The sequence below is a fragment of the Amycolatopsis sp. NPDC051716 genome (assembly GCF_040681595.1).
Classification (GTDB): Bacteria; Actinomycetota; Actinomycetes; order Mycobacteriales; family Pseudonocardiaceae; genus Amycolatopsis.
In genome coordinates, this window is the sequence record NZ_JBFAZA010000044.1 from 39,102 (window position 1) to 58,105 (window position 19,004).

At 70.5% G+C, this 19,004-nt stretch carries 15 protein-coding genes; 2 read left to right on the forward strand and 13 right to left on the reverse strand.

Annotation, left to right across the window (positions count from 1 at the left end; all coding sequences use genetic code 11):
* From pucD to AB0M30_RS40705, 6 genes are all read right to left on the reverse strand, one after another.
* Window positions 1-2,292, reverse strand: a complete 2,292-nt coding sequence (pucD, locus tag AB0M30_RS40680; RefSeq protein ID WP_364595868.1) for a xanthine dehydrogenase subunit D — start codon at window positions 2,290-2,292, stop codon at window positions 1-3.
* Window positions 2,289-2,759 carry a (2Fe-2S)-binding protein gene (locus AB0M30_RS40685; RefSeq protein WP_364595871.1) on the reverse strand — a complete coding sequence of 157 codons (471 nt, stop codon included), beginning with the start codon at window positions 2,757-2,759 and terminating at the stop codon, window positions 2,289-2,291. The genes pucD and AB0M30_RS40685 overlap by 4 nt, the downstream gene beginning before the upstream one ends.
* Window positions 2,750-3,619, reverse strand: a complete 870-nt coding sequence (locus tag AB0M30_RS40690) for an FAD binding domain-containing protein (RefSeq protein ID WP_364595874.1) — start codon at window positions 3,617-3,619, stop codon at window positions 2,750-2,752. The genes AB0M30_RS40685 and AB0M30_RS40690 overlap by 10 nt, the downstream gene beginning before the upstream one ends.
* A gap of 193 nt (window positions 3,620-3,812) precedes the next feature.
* Window positions 3,813-5,501, reverse strand: a complete 1,689-nt coding sequence (gene gcl, locus AB0M30_RS40695; protein WP_364595877.1) for a glyoxylate carboligase — start codon at window positions 5,499-5,501, stop codon at window positions 3,813-3,815.
* 1 nt (window position 5,502) lies between these two features.
* Complete coding sequence (locus AB0M30_RS40700) at window positions 5,503-6,390, reverse strand: NAD(P)-binding domain-containing protein (protein WP_364595880.1); 888 nt, start codon at window positions 6,388-6,390, stop codon at window positions 5,503-5,505.
* Window positions 6,387-7,199, reverse strand: a complete 813-nt coding sequence (locus tag AB0M30_RS40705; protein WP_364595883.1) for a TIM barrel protein — start codon at window positions 7,197-7,199, stop codon at window positions 6,387-6,389. The genes AB0M30_RS40700 and AB0M30_RS40705 overlap by 4 nt, the downstream gene beginning before the upstream one ends.
* Before the next feature lie 136 nt (window positions 7,200-7,335).
* Between AB0M30_RS40705 and AB0M30_RS40710 the strand changes: the two genes are divergently transcribed.
* Window positions 7,336-7,626: a barstar family protein gene (locus tag AB0M30_RS40710; protein ID WP_364595886.1), complete on the forward strand. Its 291-nt coding sequence runs from the start codon at window positions 7,336-7,338 to the stop codon at window positions 7,624-7,626.
* A 16-nt stretch (window positions 7,627-7,642) separates the two neighbouring features.
* On the opposite strand, the gene AB0M30_RS40715 is transcribed toward AB0M30_RS40710, so the two are convergent.
* The 4 genes from AB0M30_RS40715 to AB0M30_RS40730 are packed head-to-tail and all read right to left on the reverse strand — an operon-like array spanning window position 7,643 to window position 13,203.
* On the reverse strand, window positions 7,643-8,500 hold the full coding sequence (locus AB0M30_RS40715; protein WP_364595889.1) for a 2Fe-2S iron-sulfur cluster-binding protein: 858 nt from the start codon (window positions 8,498-8,500) through the stop codon (window positions 7,643-7,645).
* A 34-nt stretch (window positions 8,501-8,534) separates the two neighbouring features.
* Window positions 8,535-10,280 (reverse strand): NAD(P)H-dependent oxidoreductase subunit E, encoded by a 1,746-nt coding sequence (locus tag AB0M30_RS40720; protein ID WP_364595891.1) that lies wholly within the window; start codon window positions 10,278-10,280, stop codon window positions 8,535-8,537.
* 1 nt (window position 10,281) lies between these two features.
* Window positions 10,282-12,201: a molybdopterin-dependent oxidoreductase gene (locus AB0M30_RS40725; protein WP_364595894.1), complete on the reverse strand. Its 1,920-nt coding sequence runs from the start codon at window positions 12,199-12,201 to the stop codon at window positions 10,282-10,284.
* A 12-nt stretch (window positions 12,202-12,213) separates the two neighbouring features.
* Window positions 12,214-13,203 (reverse strand): 2-dehydropantoate 2-reductase, encoded by a 990-nt coding sequence (locus AB0M30_RS40730; RefSeq protein ID WP_364595897.1) that lies wholly within the window; start codon window positions 13,201-13,203, stop codon window positions 12,214-12,216.
* 254 nt (window positions 13,204-13,457) lie between these two features.
* Here AB0M30_RS40730 and AB0M30_RS40735 point away from each other — a divergent pair, with 254 nt between their 5' ends.
* Window positions 13,458-14,195 (forward strand): GntR family transcriptional regulator, encoded by a 738-nt coding sequence (locus AB0M30_RS40735; protein ID WP_364595900.1) that lies wholly within the window; start codon window positions 13,458-13,460, stop codon window positions 14,193-14,195.
* A 31-nt stretch (window positions 14,196-14,226) separates the two neighbouring features.
* On the opposite strand, the gene AB0M30_RS40740 is transcribed toward AB0M30_RS40735, so the two are convergent.
* From AB0M30_RS40740 to frc, 3 genes are read right to left on the reverse strand one after another with little or no spacing between them, the layout of a single operon-like run.
* Window positions 14,227-15,603, reverse strand: a complete 1,377-nt coding sequence (locus tag AB0M30_RS40740; protein ID WP_364595902.1) for an OFA family MFS transporter — start codon at window positions 15,601-15,603, stop codon at window positions 14,227-14,229.
* Window positions 15,604-15,618: 15 nt separating this feature from the next.
* Window positions 15,619-17,763 carry an acetate--CoA ligase family protein gene (locus AB0M30_RS40745; RefSeq protein WP_364595905.1) on the reverse strand — a complete coding sequence of 715 codons (2,145 nt, stop codon included), beginning with the start codon at window positions 17,761-17,763 and terminating at the stop codon, window positions 15,619-15,621.
* 1 nt (window position 17,764) lies between these two features.
* Entirely contained in the window at window positions 17,765-18,994 is a 1,230-nt protein-coding gene (frc, locus tag AB0M30_RS40750) for a formyl-CoA transferase (RefSeq protein ID WP_103339256.1), read from the reverse strand.
* Between the last annotated feature and the right edge of the window lie 10 nt (window positions 18,995-19,004).

The following is a 19,004-nucleotide window of genomic DNA, read 5'->3' on the forward strand; positions in this document are numbered from 1 at the left end:
TCAGACTCCGGTGATGTGCTCGGGGCGGATCGGAACGCGCGGCAGCTCGAGGCCGGTGGCCGCGCGGATGGCGTTGGCGATCGCCGGCGTCGCCGAGATCGTGGGCGGTTCGCCGACGCCACGGACACCGTAGGGCGCGTGCGGGTCGGGGCGTTCGAGGACGTCGACGCGCATCGGCGGCATGTCGAGGATGGTCGGGATGAGGTAGTCGGTGAACGACGGGTTCCGCACCTTCCCGTCCTGGACCAGGATCTCCTCCATCACGGCGAGGCCGAGGCCCTGCGCCGAGCCGCCCTGGATCTGGGCGACGACGGCGTCGGGGTTCATCGCCTTGCCGACGTCCTGGGCGCAGTCGAGCTGCACCACCTTGACCAGGCCGAGGTCGAGGTCGACGTCGACCACCGCGCGGTGGGCCGAGAAGCCGTACTGCACGTGGGCGTCGCCCTGGCCGGTTTCGGGGTCGAGCGGGTAGGTCGGCCGGTGGTGGAACTCGCGGGTCTCCTCGATCGCGGTGTCGCCGAGCAGCTCGGCCAGGTCGGCGACGACTTCGCCGTCGGCCGCGACCACCTTCCCGCCGGTGAGGGACATGCCTTCGGCGGAGACACCGAGCCGGGCGCAGACCGCGTCGGCGACCGCACGGCAGGCGTTGCGGACCGCGCCGCCGGTGACGTAGGTCTGCCGCGACGCCGAACTGGAGCCGGCGTCGCCGACGCTCGTGTCGGCCGGGTGCACGCTGACCCGCGTCACGCCCAGCTCGGTGCGGGCGATCTGCTGCTGCAGCGTCACCAGGCCCTGGCCGACCTCGGCCGCCGCGGTATGGACCATCGCCACCGGCTCGCCGCCGAGCACCTCCAGGCGGACCCGGGCGGTCGAGTAGTCGTCGAGGCCTTCGGCGTAGGAGATGTTCTTGATCGTCACGCCGTAGCCCACCCCGCGGACGACACCTTCGCCGTGAGTGGTGTTGGACGCTCCGCCGGGCAGCTCGCGGATGTCGCGGTCACCGGTGAGCTCCGGCGGGAGAGGCAGGTCGCGGACCCGCTGCACCAGCTCCGCCACCGGCGCCGGGAAGTCGACGACCTGGCCGGTGACCACAGTGGACCCTTCGCTCAGGGCGTTGCGGATCCGCAGCTCCGCCGGATCCAGGTCCAAAGCGGCCGCGAGCTTGTCCATTTGGGACTCGTAGGCGTAGGTCGGCTGCACCGCGCCGAGGCCGCGCATCGCGCCGCAGGTCGGGTTGTTGGTGTAGACGCCCCAGCCCTCGATGTGCGCGTTCGGGACGTCGTAGGGGCCGACGCTCAGCGTGGTGCCGTTGCCGACCACGACCGGGGTCTTGGACGCGTACGCGCCGCCGTCGAAGTACAGCTTCGCGCGGACGTAGACGAGCTTGCCGTCGCGGGTGGCGCCGTGCTCGTAGTACATCTTCGCCGGGTGGCGGTGGACGTGCCCGAAGAACGACTCCAGGCGGTTGTAGCTCATCTTCACCGGGCGGCCGGTGCGCAGGGCCAGCATGCACGAGTGGATCTGCATGGACAGGTCCTCGCGGCCGCCGAACGCCCCGCCGACCCCCGAGAGGGTCAGCCGGACCTTGTCCAGGGGCAGGCCGAGGGCCTTCGCCGTCTGACGCTGGTCGACGTGCAGCCACTGGGTGGCCAGGTAGAGGTCGACACCGCCGTCCTCGGCCGGCACCGCGAGCCCCGACTCGGGGCCGAGGAACGCCTGGTCCTGCATGCCGATCTCGTACACGCCGGACACGACGACGTCCGCGGTCGCCGTCGGGTCGCCCTTGACGATCCGCTGGTGGCGCACCAGGTTCCCGCCGGGGTGCAGCTTCGGCAGGGTGTCGTCGTGCGCGGCTCGCTCCGGGTCGGTGATCGGCTCGAGGACGTCGTACTCGACGACGATCTCCTTGAGCGCCTGCCGCGCGATCTCCGGGTGGTCGGCGGCCAGGATCGCGATCGGTTCGCCCTGGTAACGGACCAGGCCCTCGGCCAGCGCCGGGGTGTCCTGGTACTTCAGGCCGTAGACGTTCTCGCCCGGTACGTCCTCGTGCGTGAGCACCGCGTGCACGCCGGGCTGGGCCAGCGCGCGGGAGACGTCGAGGCGGACGATCCGGGCGTGCGGATGCGGGCTGCGCAGGGTGGCGCCCCACAGCATGTCCTCGTGCCACAGGTCCGAGGAGTAGGCGAACTCGCCACGCACCTTGAGCGTGCCGTCCGGGCGCAGCGGGCTCTCGCCGATGCCGCCGGCGATCGTGTCGTGCAGCTCCTGCGGGGAGCGGGCCGGGGCGCTCATCGGACGGCCTTCTTCGCGGCGGCGTCACGGACGGCGTCGAGGATCTTCTCGTACCCGGTGCAGCGGCAGAGGTTGCCGGCGAGGGCCTCGCGGATCTCGACGTCGCTGGGGTCGGGGACGCGCTCGATCAGGTCGTGCGCGGCGACCAGCAGGCCGGGCGTGCAGAAGCCGCACTGGACGGCGCCGCGCTCGACGAACGCCTCCTGCACCGGGTCGAGGGCGTCCCCGTCGGCCAGCCCTTCGACCGTGACGACGTCGCGGCCCTCGGCCTGCCCGGCCGCGACCAGGCACGCGCACGCCGGCACGCCGTCGAGGTAGACCGTGCAGGAGCCGCATTCGCCCTGCTCACAGGCGTTCTTCGAGCCTGGCAGCCCGAGCCGCTCGCGCAGCACGTAGAGCAGGCTTTCGCCTTCCCAGACGTTGTCCGCCCGGCGGTGCTCGCCGTTGACGGTGACGTTCACGCGCACTTCGCGCTCCCTTCGCAGTATTCGCTCCAGGCCCAGGTCAACGTGCGCCGCGCCATCACGCTCAACGCGTGACGCCGGTAGGCCGCGCTCCCCCGGACGTCGTCGATCGGCGAGGCGGCCGACGCGACCAGTTCGCCGAAGCGACGTTTCACGGAGTCGGTCAGCGCCCGGGGCGAGTCCCAGTCCAGCTCGCCGGCCAGGAACTCCTCGGCGTCGAGGGCCCGGCGCGGGGTGGGCGCGGCCGAGCCGACGCCGGTGCCCACCCGCTTCTCCGACGGGTGCAGGGCCAGGCCGAAGGCAGCCACGGCGATGACCATGGCGTTGCGGGTGCCGATCTTGCTGAACTGCTGGGGTCCGCCGGCCGGGGCCAGCAGCACGGCCGTGATCAGCTCGTCCGGCTCCAGGACGTTCCGCTTGACGCCGGTGTAGAAGTCCTTCGCCGCGACCACCCGGGTGCCGCGGACCGAGGCGATCTCGACCTCGGCGTCCGCGGCCAGCAGGGCCGGGTGCGAGTCCCCCGCGGGCGAGGCCGCGCCGAGGTTGCCGCCCACCGAGCCGCGATTGCGGATCTGCGGGGAGCCGACGGTCCGCGCGGCCATCGCCAGGCCGGGCAGCTTCGTGCCCAGCTCGGTGATGATCCGGGCGTAGGGCACGGCCGCGCCGATCCGGATCCGGCCGCCGTCGGCGCCGTGCTCGTGGAGCTCGGCGACGCGGCCGAGGTCGAGGAGCGACTCCGGGCGGCGGTGGTCGAAGTTGAGCTCGACCATCACGTCCGTGCCGCCGGCGATCGGGACCGCACCGGGGTTCGCGGCCTTCGCGGCGAGCGCGTCGGCCAGCGAGGCGGGTCGGAGGAATTCCACTGTGGACGTCCTTTCGGGGCTGCTTCGTGAAGAAGTACACACGCTCGGGTGTGGCTCCGACCACGGCTAAACCCCTGAAAGACGGGTGAATTTACGGCCCGGGTTTGTACTTTCCGACAACCGCCCGGCCGAGCGCGCGGAAAGGCCGCCGTACGAGGTCAGGTCTCGTACGGCGGCCGTGGTCACGCGGGGGTTACGCGAGTTCGAACTCCTTCACGGCGTCGAGGGCGGCGCCCATGGCGGCGTTGCCCTCGCGCTCGATCATGATCTCGACCAGGACCGGGCGGCTGGTGCGCTCGGCTTCCTTGCGCGCCCATTCCAGGGACGTGCGGATCTCCCCCGGCTCGTGCACGCGGGTGCCGGAGCAGCCGTAGGCCTCCATGATCTTCACGTTGTCCGTGCCGATCGAGTCGTAGTGGATGTCGACCTCGAAGTTCATCTCGTAGCCGGTCTCGGCCTGCCGGATGAGCCCGAGGTACTCGTTGTTCAGCATGATCAGCACGAACCCGACGTCGTACTGGGCGGCCACCGCCAGCTCCTCGACCAGGAACTGGAACGAGTAGTCGCCGACCACGCCGACGACCTCGGCTTCGGGACGCGCCTTCTTGACGCCGATCGCGGCCGGGATCTCCCAGCCGAGCGGGCCGGCCTGGCCACACACCTGGTAGTGGCGCGGCTTGTGCACCTGCTGGAACTGGCCCGACCAGATCTGGTAGAGCCCGATCGCGGTGACGAAGTAGGTGTCCTCGCCGAAGGTTTCGTTGATCTCCTTGAACACCCGGGGCGCCTTGATCGGCAGGCTGTCGAAGTCGTCCCGCCGGGGCAGCGCCTGCTTCAGCTCCGCGATCCGGGCGACCCAGGCCCGCCTTTCCGGAACCTCGCGCTTCTCCAGGGCCGCCAGCAGCGCGTCGAGGAACTCCCGCGTGTCCGAGACGATCCCGAGGTCGGGACCGAACACCTTGCCCAGCTGCGTGGGCTCGATGTCGACGTGGATGAACTTCCGCTCGCCGCGGTAGACCGACAGCTCGCCGGTGTGCCGGTCGCCGAACCGGGCGCCCAGCGCGAGCACGAGGTCGGCCTCGAGGAAGGCCGCGTTCGCCCAGCGCTGCGAGGTCTGGATGCCGGCCATCCCGGCGAACAGCTCGTGGTCCTCGGGGAAGCTGCCCTTGCCCATCAGCGTCACCTGCACCGGGACGTCCAGCCGCTCGGCCGCGGCCCGCAGCTGCTCGCTCGCCTCGCCGAGGACGACCCCGCCACCGGCCAGGATCAGCGGGCGCTCGGCTTGGAGGAGCATCTCGAGGGCGCGCTCGACCCGCGCCGGCGCGGGCTTGACGGCCGTGACCGGCAGCGGCGAGTCGATCGAGGAGTCCCACTCGATGTCCTGCCTCTGGACGTCGATCGGCAGGTCGATGAGCACCGGACCCGGGCGGCCGGACCGGGCGATCCGGAACGCCTCGCGGAAGATCCACGGGAGCTGCGCGGCCTCCTTGACCTGCACCGCCCACTTGGTCACCGGCTTGGCGATCTCGACGATGTCGACGGCCTGGAAGGCCTCCTGGTGCAGTTTGGTGGTCGCCGCCTGGCCGGTGATGCAGATCATCGGGATCGAGTCCGCGTGCGCGGTGTAGAGCCCGGTGATCATGTTCGTCCCGGCCGGCCCGGACGTGCCGATGGCGACGCCGACGTTGCCGTTCGTCCTCGCCCAGCCGTCGGCCATGTGCGTCGCGCCCTCTTCGTGACGGACGATCAGGTGCTCGATCGCCCGGCCTTGTAGGGCGTTATACAGCGGGAGGATCGCGGCGCCGGGGCAACCGAAGACGGTGTCGACGCCTTCGCTTTCCAGGACGTCGACGACCGCCTGCATCGCGGGGATTCTGGGCATGTCACACCTCCGCCGGGACGCGGCCCGACAACTGTTCGACGACCTTCAGCAAGGCCGAGTGGTCCAGGGAGCCGTACCCCATGGCGCGGCCGGCGGCGACGAGCTGGGCGACCAGCCCGGTGAGCGGGAGCGCGACGTCGGCCTGCCGGGCGGCGGCCAGCGCGATCCCCATGTCCTTGTGATGCAGGTCGATCCGGAACCCGGGGGCGAACCGGCGGTCCACCATGGACTGCCGCTTGAGCTCGAGGATCCGGCTGCCGGCGAGGCCGCCGGCGAGCACGTCGAGGCCCGTGGCCGCGTCCACACCGGACGCTTCGAGCAGCACGATCGCCTCCGCCACGAGACCGTAGATCCCGCCCACGACGAGCTGGTTCGCGGCCTTGACGACCTGGCCGGCGCCGTGCGGCCCGACGTGCACGACGGTCTTGCCGACCGCGTCCAGGACCGGCTTGGCGGCCTCGAAGTCTTCTTCGCGGCCACCGACCATGATGGACAGCGACGCCTGTTCGGCGCCGGCCTGCCCGCCCGAGACGGGGGCGTCGAGCACGCGGATCTTCTTGTCCCGCGCGGCTTCCGCGACCGCGATCGACGTCTCGGGCCGGATGGTGCTCATGTCGATCAGGAGCGTCCCGGGCCCGGCGGTGTCGAGGACGCCACCGGCGGCCAGCACCACCTCTTCGACGTGCGGGTGGTTCGGCAGCATCGTGATCACGACGTCCGCGCCGGCCACGGCGTCGGCCACGTCGCGGGCCGCCCGCCCGCCGGCGGCTTCGAGCTTCTCCCCCGCGGCCGCGGCGACGTCGTAGCCGCTGACGTCGTGGCCGGCCGCGACCAGGTGCGCGGCCATCGGGGCGCCCATCACGCCCAGTCCGATGAATCCCAGTTTCATGCTCGTCCCCTTCGGGTTTTCGGCAGCCAGCTCAGCGACGTGACGGTGTCGGGTTCCGGGACGTACTCGATCCCGACGAACCCCGCGTAACCCGCGTTCTGGAGCCTCGCGAGGTACCCGTCGAGGTCCAGCTCGCCGGTGCCGGGCTGGTGTCGGCCGGGCGCGTCGGCGATCTGCACGTGCCCGATCCGCGGTGTGTGCACCGTGACCAGGGTGTCCAGGTCGTCTCCGTTGACTGCCAGGTGGTAGAGGTCGGCCAGCAGCCGCACGTTTTCGCGCCCGAGGTCGTCGAGCACGGCCACGGCGTCCGCGGCGGTCTTGAGCGGATAGCGGTCCGCTCCGGAGAGGGGCTCCAGGACCAGCTGCGCACCGATCCGCGCGGCGGCGTCGGCGGCCTTGTCCAGGTGCACGCGGGCCAGGTCGTCCTGCTTGGCCGGGTCTTCGCCGTCGAGCCGGTTGCCGTAGAGCGCGTTGAAACTGCGGCACCCGGTGCGTTCGGCGATCCCGAGGGCGACGACGAGGCTGTCGGCGAACTCGGCCTCGCGGCCGATCCACGAGACCAGGCCGCGCTCCCCCACCGCCATGTCGCCGGCGTAGAAGTTCAGCCCGCGCAGGCGAACCCCGTCCAGGCTCCGCACGAACGCGGCCACCTCGTCGCGCGCGGGGACCGCGGTGTCGAACGGCCACCAGTACTCGACGTCGGTGAACCCGGCGTCCCGCGCGGCGGCGGCCCGCTCGAGGAGGGGGACCTCCTTGAACAGGATCGACAGGTTGGCGACGTACGGCAGGGAGTGGCCCTCTTCAGGCATCGCGACCTCGAATTTCGCTATCCGGAATTTTTCTTTCGCATATCGAGAATAGCTGGTCCGCGGGCTCGAGGTCAACGGCGCGCGGACGCCACTGCGGTAGGTTCGGCCGGTCCGGGTTGCCGAGAGGAAGTGAGCGATGCGAGTCGTCCTCGATGGGAAGACCATCCGGTCCGAACGGGACCTGCACGACCAGCTGGCCGGCCCGCTCGACTTCGGGCCGTACTACGGCCGGAACCTCGACGCCCTCTGGGATCGGCTCTACCGGGACGTCGCCCGGCCCGTGGAGCTGGTGTGGGAAGACGCCGCCACCAGCGCGGAGCACCTCGGCGAGGAGCGGTACGGACGCATCGCCGCGCTCCTCGTCAAGGTGATGGAGAGCGACGCGGCGGATCCGCCGGAGAAGCGGTTCACCGTCCGGTTCGCCTGAACCACGGTCGGTGCCGCTACCGGTTCTGCACGTGCTGCCAGCCGAAGCGGCCCTTGATGCAGAGGTTCCCGTGCGTCACCGAACTCTCGTGCGGGGAGGTCACCTTCACGATCTCGTTGTCCTGGACGTGCAGCGTCAGGGTGCAGCCGACCCCGCAGAACGTGCAGATCGTGGACGTGGCCGTCTGGCGGGACTCGTCCCACGTGCCGTCTTCGCGCTTGTCGTACTCACGCTTGAAGCTCAGCGCCCCGGTCGGGCAGACCTCGACGCAGTTGCCGCAGTAGACGCAGGCGCTGTCCGGCAGCGGGTTCGAGAACTCCGTCGAGATCCGGGCGTCGAAGCCGCGGCCGGCCACGGTGATCGCGAACGAGTTCTGCCACTGGTCGCCGCAGGCGTCGACGCACTTGTAGCAGAGGATGCACTTCCCGTAGTCCCGGACGTACAGCTCGTTGTCGACCAGGGCCGGCTGGGCGACGGTGGCGGCGTCCGGGCCGAAGCGGCCGGGATCGGCGCCGGTTTCCGCCACCCACTCCGCGACGCCCGGCGTGGTCGACAGGTCCGTGGCCGACGCCAGGAGTTCCAGCACCACCTTGCGGCTGGTCCGGGTCCGCTCGGATTCGGTGTGGACCACCATCCCCGGCTCGGCCTTGCGCGAACACGACGGCACGAGCGTCCGCGTGCCCTCCACCTCGACCATGCAGACGCGGCACGCGTTCGCCGGTTCGAGGGTGTCGCCGTAGCAGAGCGTCGGGATGTCCTTGCCCGCCGCTGTACACGCGTCGAGGATCGTCGAGCCCTCCGGCACCCGAACCGTCTGTCCGTCCACAGTGAACTCGACGAGCCGCTTGGGCATCCCGATGTCCACGATGGTCATGGCTCCTCCACGGGAAAACGTGTGTCGTCGCTGGTCATTGCAGCGCTCCCAGCCGGTCGATGGCGGATTCGATGGCGTTCCACGCGGTCTGGCCGAGCCCGCAGATCGACGAGTCCCGCATGACCCCGCCGACCTCGCGCAGCAGCGGCCGCTCCTCCGAACCGGCCGCGAGGACCCGCCGGATCGCCTCTTCCTGCCGCACGGTCCCGATCCGGCAGGGGACGCACTGGCCGCACGACTCGTCGCGGAAGAACTCCGCGATCCGCAGCAGGAACCCACCCAAGTCGGCGAGGTCGTCCAGGACCAGGACGACGCCCGAGCCGAGCGTCGTCTTCGCCGCCCGCGCGTCCTCGAACGTCAGCGGCAGATCCAGTTCGTCCGGACGGACGAACCCACCGGCGGCCCCGCCCAGCAGCACCGCGCGCAGCGAGCGGCCCCCGGGCACTCCCCCGGCCAGGGCGAGCAGCTCCCGCAGCGTCGCCCCGAACGGCACCTCGTAGACACCGGGCCGTGCGACGTTGCCGGACAGGCAGAACAGCTTCGGCCCGGCCGACGCCTCCGTGCCGATGGCCCGGTACGCGGCCGCGCCTTCGGTGAGGATCAGCGGCACGTTGACCAGCGTCTCGACGTTGTTCACCACGGTCGGCTTGCCGAACAGGCCCTGTTCGACCGGGAACGGCGGCTTCGTGCGAGGCTCGCCGCGGAAGCCCTCGATCGAGTTGAAGATCGCGGTCTCCTCGCCGCAGATGTACGCACCCGCGCCGCGCCGGATCTCGATGTCGAACGAGAAACCCTCGTGCCCCATCACATCCACGCCGAGGAACCCGCGCTCGCGGCAGACGTCCAGCGCGTTCCGCAGCAGCCGCAGCGCCCGCGGGTACTCGCCACGCAGGTAGACGTACCCCTGGCGGGCACCGATCGCGAACGCGGCGATCGTCATCGCCTCGACGAGGGCGAACGGGTCGCCTTCGAGCAGCACCCGGTCCTTGAACGTGCCGGGTTCGCTCTCGTCGGCGTTGCACACCAGGTAGTGCGGCGCGGCGGGCTGGCCGGCCGCGCCGGCCCACTTGCGCCCGGTCGGGAACGCCGCGCCGCCGCGGCCGAGCAGCCCGGAATCGGTGACCTCGCGGATCACCGCGGCCTGGCCCATGCGGAGAGCGTTCCGCAGGGCTGCGTAGCCGCCGGTAGCGCGGTATTCGTCCAAACTGGACGGATCGACGACGCCGACCCGGCGCAGCAGCCGCAGCCCGTCCTTCTGGTGGATCACCGGCGGCGCGCCCTCGGCGGCCGCCGGCGCCCGGCCCGCGGCGAGGACGGCCGAGGCACCGGTGGCCGGGGCGAGCAGCTCGGTCGTCGCCGGGTCGCCGGCCTGGAACGTCAGCGCCGCGGGGGCCCGTTCGCAGACGCCGAGGCACGGGCCGCGCAGCCACGTGACCCCGCCGCGTGCCTTCCCCGCGGCGCCGACGTGCTCGATGAGGACGTCGCACACCGTCTCGGCGCCGGTGAGCCGGCAGGCCAGGTCGGTGCACACGTGCACCACCCGCTCCGGGCGCTCCTCCAGCGCGAACAGCGAGTAGAAGCTCGCGACGCCGTACGCGTCGGCGGGCGGCACGTGCAGTGTCTCGCAGATGAGGTTCAGCGCGCCCTGGCTGATCCAGCCGACCCGGTCGTTGACGGCGTGCAGGGCGGGGAGCAGCTGGTCACGGCCGCCGCCGGCGAACCCGGCGACCGCCGCCCGTTCTTCGTGCGACGCGATCGCGTCCAGCAGTTTGAGGTCCACTTCAGACCTCGGCCGGGATCTTGTCGACGCGGATGGCCGCCGCTTTGTACTCCGCGGTGCCGGCGATCGGGCAGGTCGCCTCGATGGTGATGACGTTGACGTCGACCTCGTCCGGGAAGTGGAAGGTCATGAACGCCAGCCCGGGCTTCAGCCCCTTGTCCAGCCGTACGGGCGCGACGATCTCGCCGCGCCGGGACGAGATCCGGACCAGCTCGTCGGGTTCGACGCCGAGGGCGCGAGCGTCCTCGGGGCAGAGGTCGAGGGTCTCCCCCTGCCGCAGCGGGGACGGGAACCCGCCGGACTGGACGCCGGTGTTGTAGGAGTCCAGCCGCCGCCCGGTGGTGAGCCGGATCGGGAACTCCTCGGTGAGCAGGTCGACCGGCGGGCTGTGCTCGATGACCGTGAACGGCGCCGGCCGGCCGCGTTCGGCCGGGTCCCCGGCCCACAGCCGGGCGTGCAGGAACGTCGGCTCGAGGGTGTCCTCGGCGTAGCACGGCCATTGGATGCCGCCGAGCTCTTCCAGGCGCGCGTACGACATCCCGGCGTGCATCGGCGACAGCGACCGCAGCTCGTCCCAGACCTCTTCGCCGCCGGTGTAGTGCCAGTCGTGGCCGAGCCGGCGGGCCAGCTCCGACAGCAGTTCGATGTCGTCCCGCGCGCCGTCCGGCGGCTCGAGGGCCTTGCGGACGCGCTGGACCCGCCGTTCGGAGTTGGTGAAGGTGCCGTCGCTCTCGCACCAGGCCGCCGTCGCCGGCAGCACGACGTCGGCCAGCTGGGCGGTCTTGGTGAGGAAGATGTCCTGGACGACCAGGTGGTCGACGTTGGCCAGCCGCTTGATCGTGTGCTCGCAGTCCGCTTCGGACTGCACGGGGTTTTCGCCGATGATGTACACGCAGGTCAGCTCGCCGCGTTCCATCGCGTCGAGCATTTGCGTGAGGTTCAGGCCGTGGTGCGGCGGGATCGACGAGCCCCACGCGCTGTCGAACTTCGCGCGGACGCCGGCGTCGAGGACGTCCTGGAAGCCGGGGAGCCGGTCCGGGATGGCACCCATGTCGCCGCCGCCCTGGACGTTGTTCTGCCCGCGCAGCGGGTTCAGCCCGGCGCCGTAGCGGCCGACCTGCCCGGCCAGCAGGGCCAGGTTGATCAGCGCCAGCACGTTGTCGGTGCCGTTGTGGTGCTCGGTGATGCCGAGGGTCCACGAGAGCTGGGCGCGGTCGGCGCGGGCGTAGGTGTGGGCGAGTTCGCGGATCAGCCCGGCCGGGACACCGGTGGTCTTCTCCGCGGCTTCGAGCGTCCACGGCTCGACCGACGCGGCGAACTCGGCGAACCCCTCGGTGGCCCGCTCGACGAACGTGGTGTTCACGAGTCCGGAGTGGATGATCTCCCGCGCGATGGCGTGGGCCAGGGGGATGTCGGTGCCGACCTCGAGCTGCAGCTGCCGGTGCGCCCAGCTCCCGGTACTGGTCCGCCGCGGGTCGACCACGAAGAGCTTCGCTCCCTTGTGGACGGCCTTGAGCACGTGGTGGAAGAAGATCGGGTGCGCCTCCCGCGGGTTGCCACCCCAGATCACGATGACGTCGGCGTCCTCGATCTCCTGGTAGGACGACGTGCCGCCGCCGCTGCCGAACACCCTCGCCAGGCCGGCGACACTCGGCGCGTGGCAGGTGCGGTTGCACGAGTCGACGTTGTTCGTGCCGATCACCGCGCGGGTGAACTTCTGGGCGACGAAATTCATCTCGTTGGTGGCGCGGGCGCACGAGAACATCCCGAACGCCTCGGGCCCCTTTCCGGCGAGGGTGCGGCGGATCCCGGCGGCGGCCCGGTCGAGGGCTTCGGCCCAGGTGGCCGGCCGCAGCACGCCGGAATCGCGGACCAGGGGTTGGGTGAGCCGGACGTACGGCTCGGTGTTCCTGCGCTTCACGGTGACCTCCGGTCAGTGCGACCCGACGGGGACTTTGCTGGTGTGGTCGAGCAGGGAAACGGCGGCGTGGACGTACCGCAGGGCCGGCGCGGGCACGCCGGTGAGGCCGGCCAGCTCGACGACCGCGCCGATGATCGCGTCGATCTCGAGCGGCTTGCCCGCTTCCAGGTCCTGCAGCATCGACGTCTTGTGGTGGCCGACGCGCCGGGCGCCGTCGATGCGCTTCTCGACCGAGATCTCCGGGTCGGCGCCGGCCGCGCGGGCGATGGCGAGGGTCTCGCTCATCATCGTGGCGACGAGCTCGCGGGTGTCCTCGTGCTCGCACATCTGGGCCATGGTCGCCCGGGTCAGCGCCGAGAGCGGGTTGAAGGCGACGTTGCCCATGAGCTTGATCCAGATGTCGTTGCGCAGGTCGGGTTCGACCGGCGCCTTGAGCCCACCGGCGATCATCGCCGCGCTGAGCACCTTGGCGCGCGCCGAGAGTTCGCCGCCGGGCTCGCCGAGGGAGAACCGGGTGCCCTCCAGGTGCCGGACGACGCCCGGCTCCTCGATGACCGTCGAGCAGTACACGACGCAGCCGATCGCCCGGTGCAGTTCCAGCACCGCGGTCACCGAGCCGCCGGGGTCGACGGTCTCGACCCGCCGCCCTTCGAGCGGATGCCCCCGCAGGCCGTGGAAGTACCACCACGGGATGCCGTTCTGCGCGGCCACGATCGCCGTCTCCGGGCCGAGCAGCGGCGCGAGCAGCTCGCCGCACGAAGCGTAGGAGTTGGCCTTCAGGCCGAGGAACACGAAGTCGGCTTCGCCCACCTCGGCGGGGTCGTCCGTGACGTGGGGGTGGGCCGTGAAGTCACCGCGGGGGCTCAGCACGCGGACGCCGTGCTCGCGCATCGCCGCGAGGTGGGCCCGGCGGGCGATCAGGTGCACCTCGGTCCCGCCGCGGTGCAGCGCGGCCCCGACGTAGGCGCCGATCGCCCCGGCCCCGAGAACAGCCACCTTCATGATGTGCCTCCCTGGTCCTGCGCATCATTGCATACAGTATCCTGGATCCACTATCGAAACCAGTCTTCGCCCCGCGATCACACAGGCGGCGCAGTTGAAAGCGACAATTCAGACACCGCAGGTAACGTCCTCCGGCCGCGACTGATCCACATCGACCCAAAACCGGCACCAGCGGGTGAGTTGTGGGATTTTGCATACCAAAACCTGTATCCTGGAGGCAGATCACCGCTTTCCTCTCCGACTCGAGGTGTCCCGTGAGCCAGCCCGCTTCCCCGCTGCCCGACCGCGGCCCGACCGGTCGCCGCACGGCCAAGGGCTCGCTCAGCTCGACCGCCGCCAAGCGCGTCGAGCGGCCCGCGCCGCTGCGCCAGGTCGTCTACGAAGCGCTCGCCGAGCTGATCATCAACCGCACCCTCGAACCCGGGCAGCACCTGGTGGAGGCCGACCTCGCCGAATACCTCGGCGTGAGCAGGCAGCCGGTCCGGGAAGCGCTGCAGCGGCTGCAGAGCGAAGGCTGGGTCGACCTCCGCCCCGCGCAGGGCGCCTTCGTGCACCTGCCCACCGACGAGGAGGCCGACCAGCTGCTGAGCGTCCGCAGTGTGCTGGAGACCCACTCCGCGAAGCTCGCCGCCGGCAACGCGACCCCGGAAGACATCGACCGGCTTTGGGAACTGCAGAAAGCCGGGCTCACGGCGCTCAAAGCCGAGGACACCGAAGGCCTCGTCGCCGCCAACGCCGCCCTGCACGCGTTCATCACCCAGCTGTCGGGGAACGCCGTGCTGGCGGAGCTGATCGGCCTGGTCGACCGCCGGGTCCGGTGGTACTACACGCCGATCGCCCGGCCCCGTGGGCGGGACGCGTGGAACGAGCACGAGGAGCTGATCACCGCGATCGCCATGGAGGACGGGGAGCTGGCCGAGAAGATCATGGGCAAGCACACCGAACGGACCCGCCAGGCCTACCACGAACGTCCGGAGGCTCCCCGATCCTGATTGAGGCAGGACCGGGGAGCAGGTAACCGGATCAGCCGCCCGCCGCGGCGGACGGGCGTGCCACCAGCTCGGTTTCGGCGAGCTGGTGGCGCGGCCGGCCCGGCTGGCGCAGGAACAGCGTCAGCACCGCCGAAAGCACCGCGATGCACCCGGCCAGGACGTACGCGCCGGTGTAGCCCCACGCGCTGATCACCCCCGCGGCGAGCCCGCCGCCGCCGACCCCACCGACCAGCTTCGCGCTGTAGACCAGGCCGTAGTTCGACGCGTTGTTGTTCTCGCCGAAGTAGTCCGGCACGAGCGCGGCGAACAGCGGGTAGAACGCGCCACCACCGAAGCCGGTCAGGAACGCGAACACCATGAACAGCACCAGGTTGTGCGTGTTCCCCGCGTACAGCACGCCGAACTGCGCGCCGGCGGCGATCAGCAGCACGATCGTCAGCGTCTGGCGCCGGCCGAGCTTGTCCGACGCCCAGCCGACGACCGCGCGACCCGTGCCGTTGACGATCGCCAGCACGCCGGCCGACGAAGCCGCGACGAACGCGCCGAAGTGACTTTCCTTGGCGAAGGGCACCTGGAAGTTGATGCCGAACAGCGAAACCCCGCCGATGATCACCAGGCAGACCCACATCAGCGGGAGCATGCCGGTCCGGATCGCTTCCACCGGCGTGAACTGGCGGACCGCGGGCGGGTTCTTGGCCAGGGTCTGTACGCCGGCCTTGCCCTTCGCCCAGGTGAGCGGGTCGACCTCCTTCGGCCACCAGCTCTTCGGCGGGTCCTTGAACAGGAACCCGCACACGCCGACGACGATCAGCATGTACAGGCCGATGCCGTCCAGCACCCCGGTGACGTTCTCGTGCCCGAGGAACGCGCTGAACAGGTAGATGAACGGCACCGAGCCGTAGGCGAAGCCGCCGTTCACGAACCCGGTGCGCGCGCCGCGCTTCTCCGGGTACCACTTGCCGACCATGTTGATGCAGGTCGCGTACACGAGCCCGGCGCCGGTGCCGCCGAGGACCGAGTACCCGATGAACGCCAGCGTGAGGTTCCCGCTGTGCGCGATGGTGAAGTAGCCGATTCCGCTGCACACGGCACCGGCCAGCATCGCCGTCTTCGCCGAGACGACGTTGCGCTCTCTGAGCCGGCCGGCCGGGAACGCCACCCCTGCCTGGAACACCGCCCAGACGCTCGCCAGCCAGAACGCGTCGGACAGCGTCCAGCCGTACTTCTCCTCGAGGGTGCCTTCGACGGCGCCCCAGCCGTACTCGAACACGCTGACCGCCATCATGGCGATCCAGGGCAGCCAGACCATGAAACTGCGGGAGCGCCCCATGATGTCGTGCGGTGACTCCCCTATCCGGTACACCCGTCCGTTCTCGTCAGTGATCTCCTGGTATGTAGCTGCGGTCATGAGAGTTCTCCTTCGTCAGCGTTGACTCAGGTTCGAAAGCAGGCCCGCGGCCCGCGCCCAGCGGTACTTCGCGCCGAGCACCGCCACGGGCTTCTCGGTCGTGTACGGGTACGCGACGACGCCGCGGTCGTACAAGTAGTCGCTCGCCTCCTCGACTTCGACGTCACCGGACAGGGACGCGACAACGGGCTTGTGGATCCCCTTCGCGCGGTACTCCGCGACCACCTCGGCGACCAGTTCCGCGAACACCATCGGCGGGGTGACGATGGTGTGCCAGTAGCCCAGGATCAGGGCGTGGATGCGATCGTCCTCGAGGCCCAGCGCGATCGTGTTGCGGTAGGTCGAGGGTGGCTCGCCGCCGGTGATGTCCACCGGGTTGCCGGCCGCGCCGAAGGGCGGGATGAACTTCCGGAACGCCGTGTCGAGGTCCGGCGGGATCGCCATCAGGTCGAGCCCGTTGTCGACGCAGGCGTCCGACAGCAGCACGCCCGAGCCACCCGCGCCGGTGATGATGACGACGTTCTCCCCCTGCGGCGTGGGCAGCAGCGGGATACCGCGGGCGTATTCGAGCATGTCGTTCAGCCCCGGGGCCCGGATCACGCCGCTCTGGCGCAGGATGTCGTCGTAGACCTTGTCGTCGCCGGCCAGCGCGCCGGTGTGCGAGCTCGCCGCTTTGGCGCCCTGGGACGTCCGGCCGGCCTTGAGTACCACGACCGGCTTCCGCCGCGAGACCCGCTTCGCCGTCTCCGCGAACGCCCGGCCGTCCTTGAGGTCCTCGAGGTGCATGGCGATGAGCTCGGTGTGGTCGTCGTGCTCGAAGAAGGTGAGCAGGTCGTCTTCGTCGATGTCGGCCTTGTTGCCGACCCCGACGATCGAGGAGACACCCATCTTCGCCGACCGGCTGAAGCCGAGGATCGCCATCCCGATGCCACCGCTCTGCGACGAGAGGGCGACGCCGCCCTTGACGTCGTACGGTGTGCAAAATGTCGCCGACAGGTTTTCCGGCGTGTAGTAGTAGCCGTAGATGTTGGGTCCGAGGATGCGCACGCCGTGCTTGCGGGCGATCGCGACGACCTCGTCCTGCAGCTCGATGTTGCCGGTTTCGCCGAAGCCGGACGGGATGAGGATCGCGCCGGCCACGCCCTTCCGGCCGGCCTCTTCGAGGGCCGCGGGCACGAACTTCGCCGGGATGGCGAAGACCGCGACGTCGACGTCGCCGGGTACGTCGGTGATGCTCGCGTAGGCCTTGCGGTCGAGGATCTCGGCGGCCTTGGGGTTGATCGGGTGGATTTCCCCCGCGTAACCGCCGTCGACCAGGTTCTTCAGCACCGAGTTGCCGATCTTGCCGGCTTCGGCCGACGCGCCGATGACGGCGACCGACGCCGGTTTCATGATCCGGTTCATCGAGGCGAGGATCTCCTCCTGGGTGAACCGCACCGGCTCCTTCGCCGCCGCCGGGTCGACCAGGATCCGGACGTCGACCGCGGTGGCTCCGCCCGCCGTGGCCAGCACCGGGTTGAGGTCCACTTCGGACAGCTGCGGGAAGTCCGCGACCAGCTGCCCGAGCCCGGTGATCACGGCCGCCAGCGCGTCGCGGTCGACCGGATCCGCACCGCGGACGCCGCGCAGGATTTCGGCGGCCTGGATACCGTCGATCATCGACAGCGCTTCCGCCGTGCTCGTCGGCGCGAGCCGGAAGGTGACGTCCTTGAGCACCTCGACCAGGATGCCGCCGAGACCGAACGCGACGATCTTGCCGAACGTCGGGTCGGTGACCGAGCCGATGATCACCTCCTGGCCCTCGGTGAGCATCTGCTGCACCTGGACGCCGAGGATCTTCGCGCCGGCGTCGTACGCCTTCGCGTTCTCGACGATTTTCTCGAAGCCCGCCTTCACCGCTTCGGCGTCCCTCACACCGACGAGCACGCCGCCGGCCTCGGTCTTGTGCAGGATGTCCGGCGAGACGATCTTGAGCACCACCGGCAGCCCGATGTCCCCCGCGTGGGCCACGGCCTCTTCGGCCGTCGTGGCCAGCCGCTCGGCGGGAGTCGGGATACCGTAGGCCTCGCACACCGCACGCCCCTCGGGCGCGGTCAGTGACGACCGGCCTTCGGCGGCCGCGTGCTCGAGGATCTGTTCGACCGCCGCGCGATCAACCACGTCAGATCACCCCCGCCGCGCGGAACTTGTCGAGGTCCGCCTCACCGTAGCCGAGCTCGGCCAGTACCTCGTCGTTGTGCTCCCCGAGCAGCGGCGGCCGTTCGATCTCCACCGGGGAGTCGGACAGCTTGAGCGGGCAGCCGACGGTCTTGAAGGTGCCGCGCTCCGGGTGCGGGACCTCGACGACCGAGCCGAGCTCGGCGAGGGTCTCGTCCTCGATCAGTTCCTTCGTGGACAGGATCGGACCGCACGGGATGTTGCAGGCGTTGAGCTTCTCCATCACTTCCCACTTCGTGTGCTTTTCGGTCCACTCCTCGACCAGCGCGAACATCTTGTCCAGTTTGGACAGCCGGACCTCGGGCGTGGCCCACGCCGGGTCGTCGGCCAGCTCGGCCTTGCCGATCAGCCGCGCCAGCGGCGCCCAGCCGGGTGGCTGGACGATCACGTAGATGTAGTCGTTCGGCCCCCCGGGCGCGCACTTGACCGCCCAGCCGGGCTGGCCACCTCCGGAGGCGTTGCCCGAGCGCGGGACTTCGTCGCCGAACTGGTCGTTCGGGTACTCCCCCAGCGGACCGTGGGCCAGCCGCTGCTGGTCGCGCAGCTTGACCCGGCACAGGTTGAGCACGGCGTCCTGCATGGCGACCTGGACGCGCTGGCCGCGGCCGGTGGAAGTCCGCTGGTACAGCGCGGCGAGGATGGCGGCCACCAGGTGGATGCCGGTGCCGGAGTCGCCGATCTGCGCGCCGGTCGCGGTCGGCGGCCCATCCTCGAAGCCGGTGGTGCTCATCGCGCCGCCCATGGCCTGCGCGACCACCTCGTAGGCCTTGAAGTCGGCGTAGCGGCCGGGGCCGAACCCCTTGATCGAGGCGTAGACCAGCCGCGGGTTGAGCGCGGCCAGCTTCTCCCACGGGTAGCCGAACCGGTCGACCACGCCCGGGCCGAAGTTCTCCACCAGGACGTCCACCCCGGACACGAGCTTCTCGAAGACTTCCTTGCCCTCGGCGCTCTTCATGTTGAGCGTGATGCTGCGCTTGTTGGCGTTCAGCATCGTGAAGTAGAGGCTGTCCACGCCGGGCAGGTCGCGCAGCTGCCCGCGGGTGATGTCGCCGCGGCCGGGGGTTTCCAGCTTGATCACGTCCGCGCCGAGCCAGGCGAGCAGCTGCGTCGACGACGGACCGGATTGCACGTGCGTCATGTCGAGGACGCGGACGCCCTCCAGTGCCTTGCCCATGCCTTGGCCT

What these genes read in the sequence shown, in the direction of transcription:
- pucD (WP_364595868.1), bottom strand. Translation starts at nt 2,292, where the DNA reads ATGAGCGCCCCGGCCCGCTCCCCGCAGGAGCTGCACGACACGATCGCC.
- gcl (WP_364595877.1), bottom strand. Translation starts at nt 5,501, where the DNA reads ATGCCCAGAATCCCCGCGATGCAGGCGGTCGTCGACGTCCTGGAAAGC.
- AB0M30_RS40700 (WP_364595880.1), bottom strand. Translation starts at nt 6,390, where the DNA reads ATGAAACTGGGATTCATCGGACTGGGCGTGATGGGCGCCCCGATGGCC.
- AB0M30_RS40705 (WP_364595883.1), bottom strand. Translation starts at nt 7,199, where the DNA reads ATGCCTGAAGAGGGCCACTCCCTGCCGTACGTCGCCAACCTGTCGATC.
- AB0M30_RS40710 (WP_364595886.1), top strand. Translation starts at nt 7,336, where the DNA reads ATGCGAGTCGTCCTCGATGGGAAGACCATCCGGTCCGAACGGGACCTG.
- AB0M30_RS40715 (WP_364595889.1), bottom strand. Translation starts at nt 8,500, where the DNA reads ATGACCATCGTGGACATCGGGATGCCCAAGCGGCTCGTCGAGTTCACT.
- AB0M30_RS40730 (WP_364595897.1), bottom strand. Translation starts at nt 13,203, where the DNA reads ATGAAGGTGGCTGTTCTCGGGGCCGGGGCGATCGGCGCCTACGTCGGG.
- AB0M30_RS40740 (WP_364595902.1), bottom strand. Translation starts at nt 15,603, where the DNA reads ATGACCGCAGCTACATACCAGGAGATCACTGACGAGAACGGACGGGTG.
- frc (WP_103339256.1), bottom strand. Translation starts at nt 18,994, where the DNA reads ATGGGCAAGGCACTGGAGGGCGTCCGCGTCCTCGACATGACGCACGTG.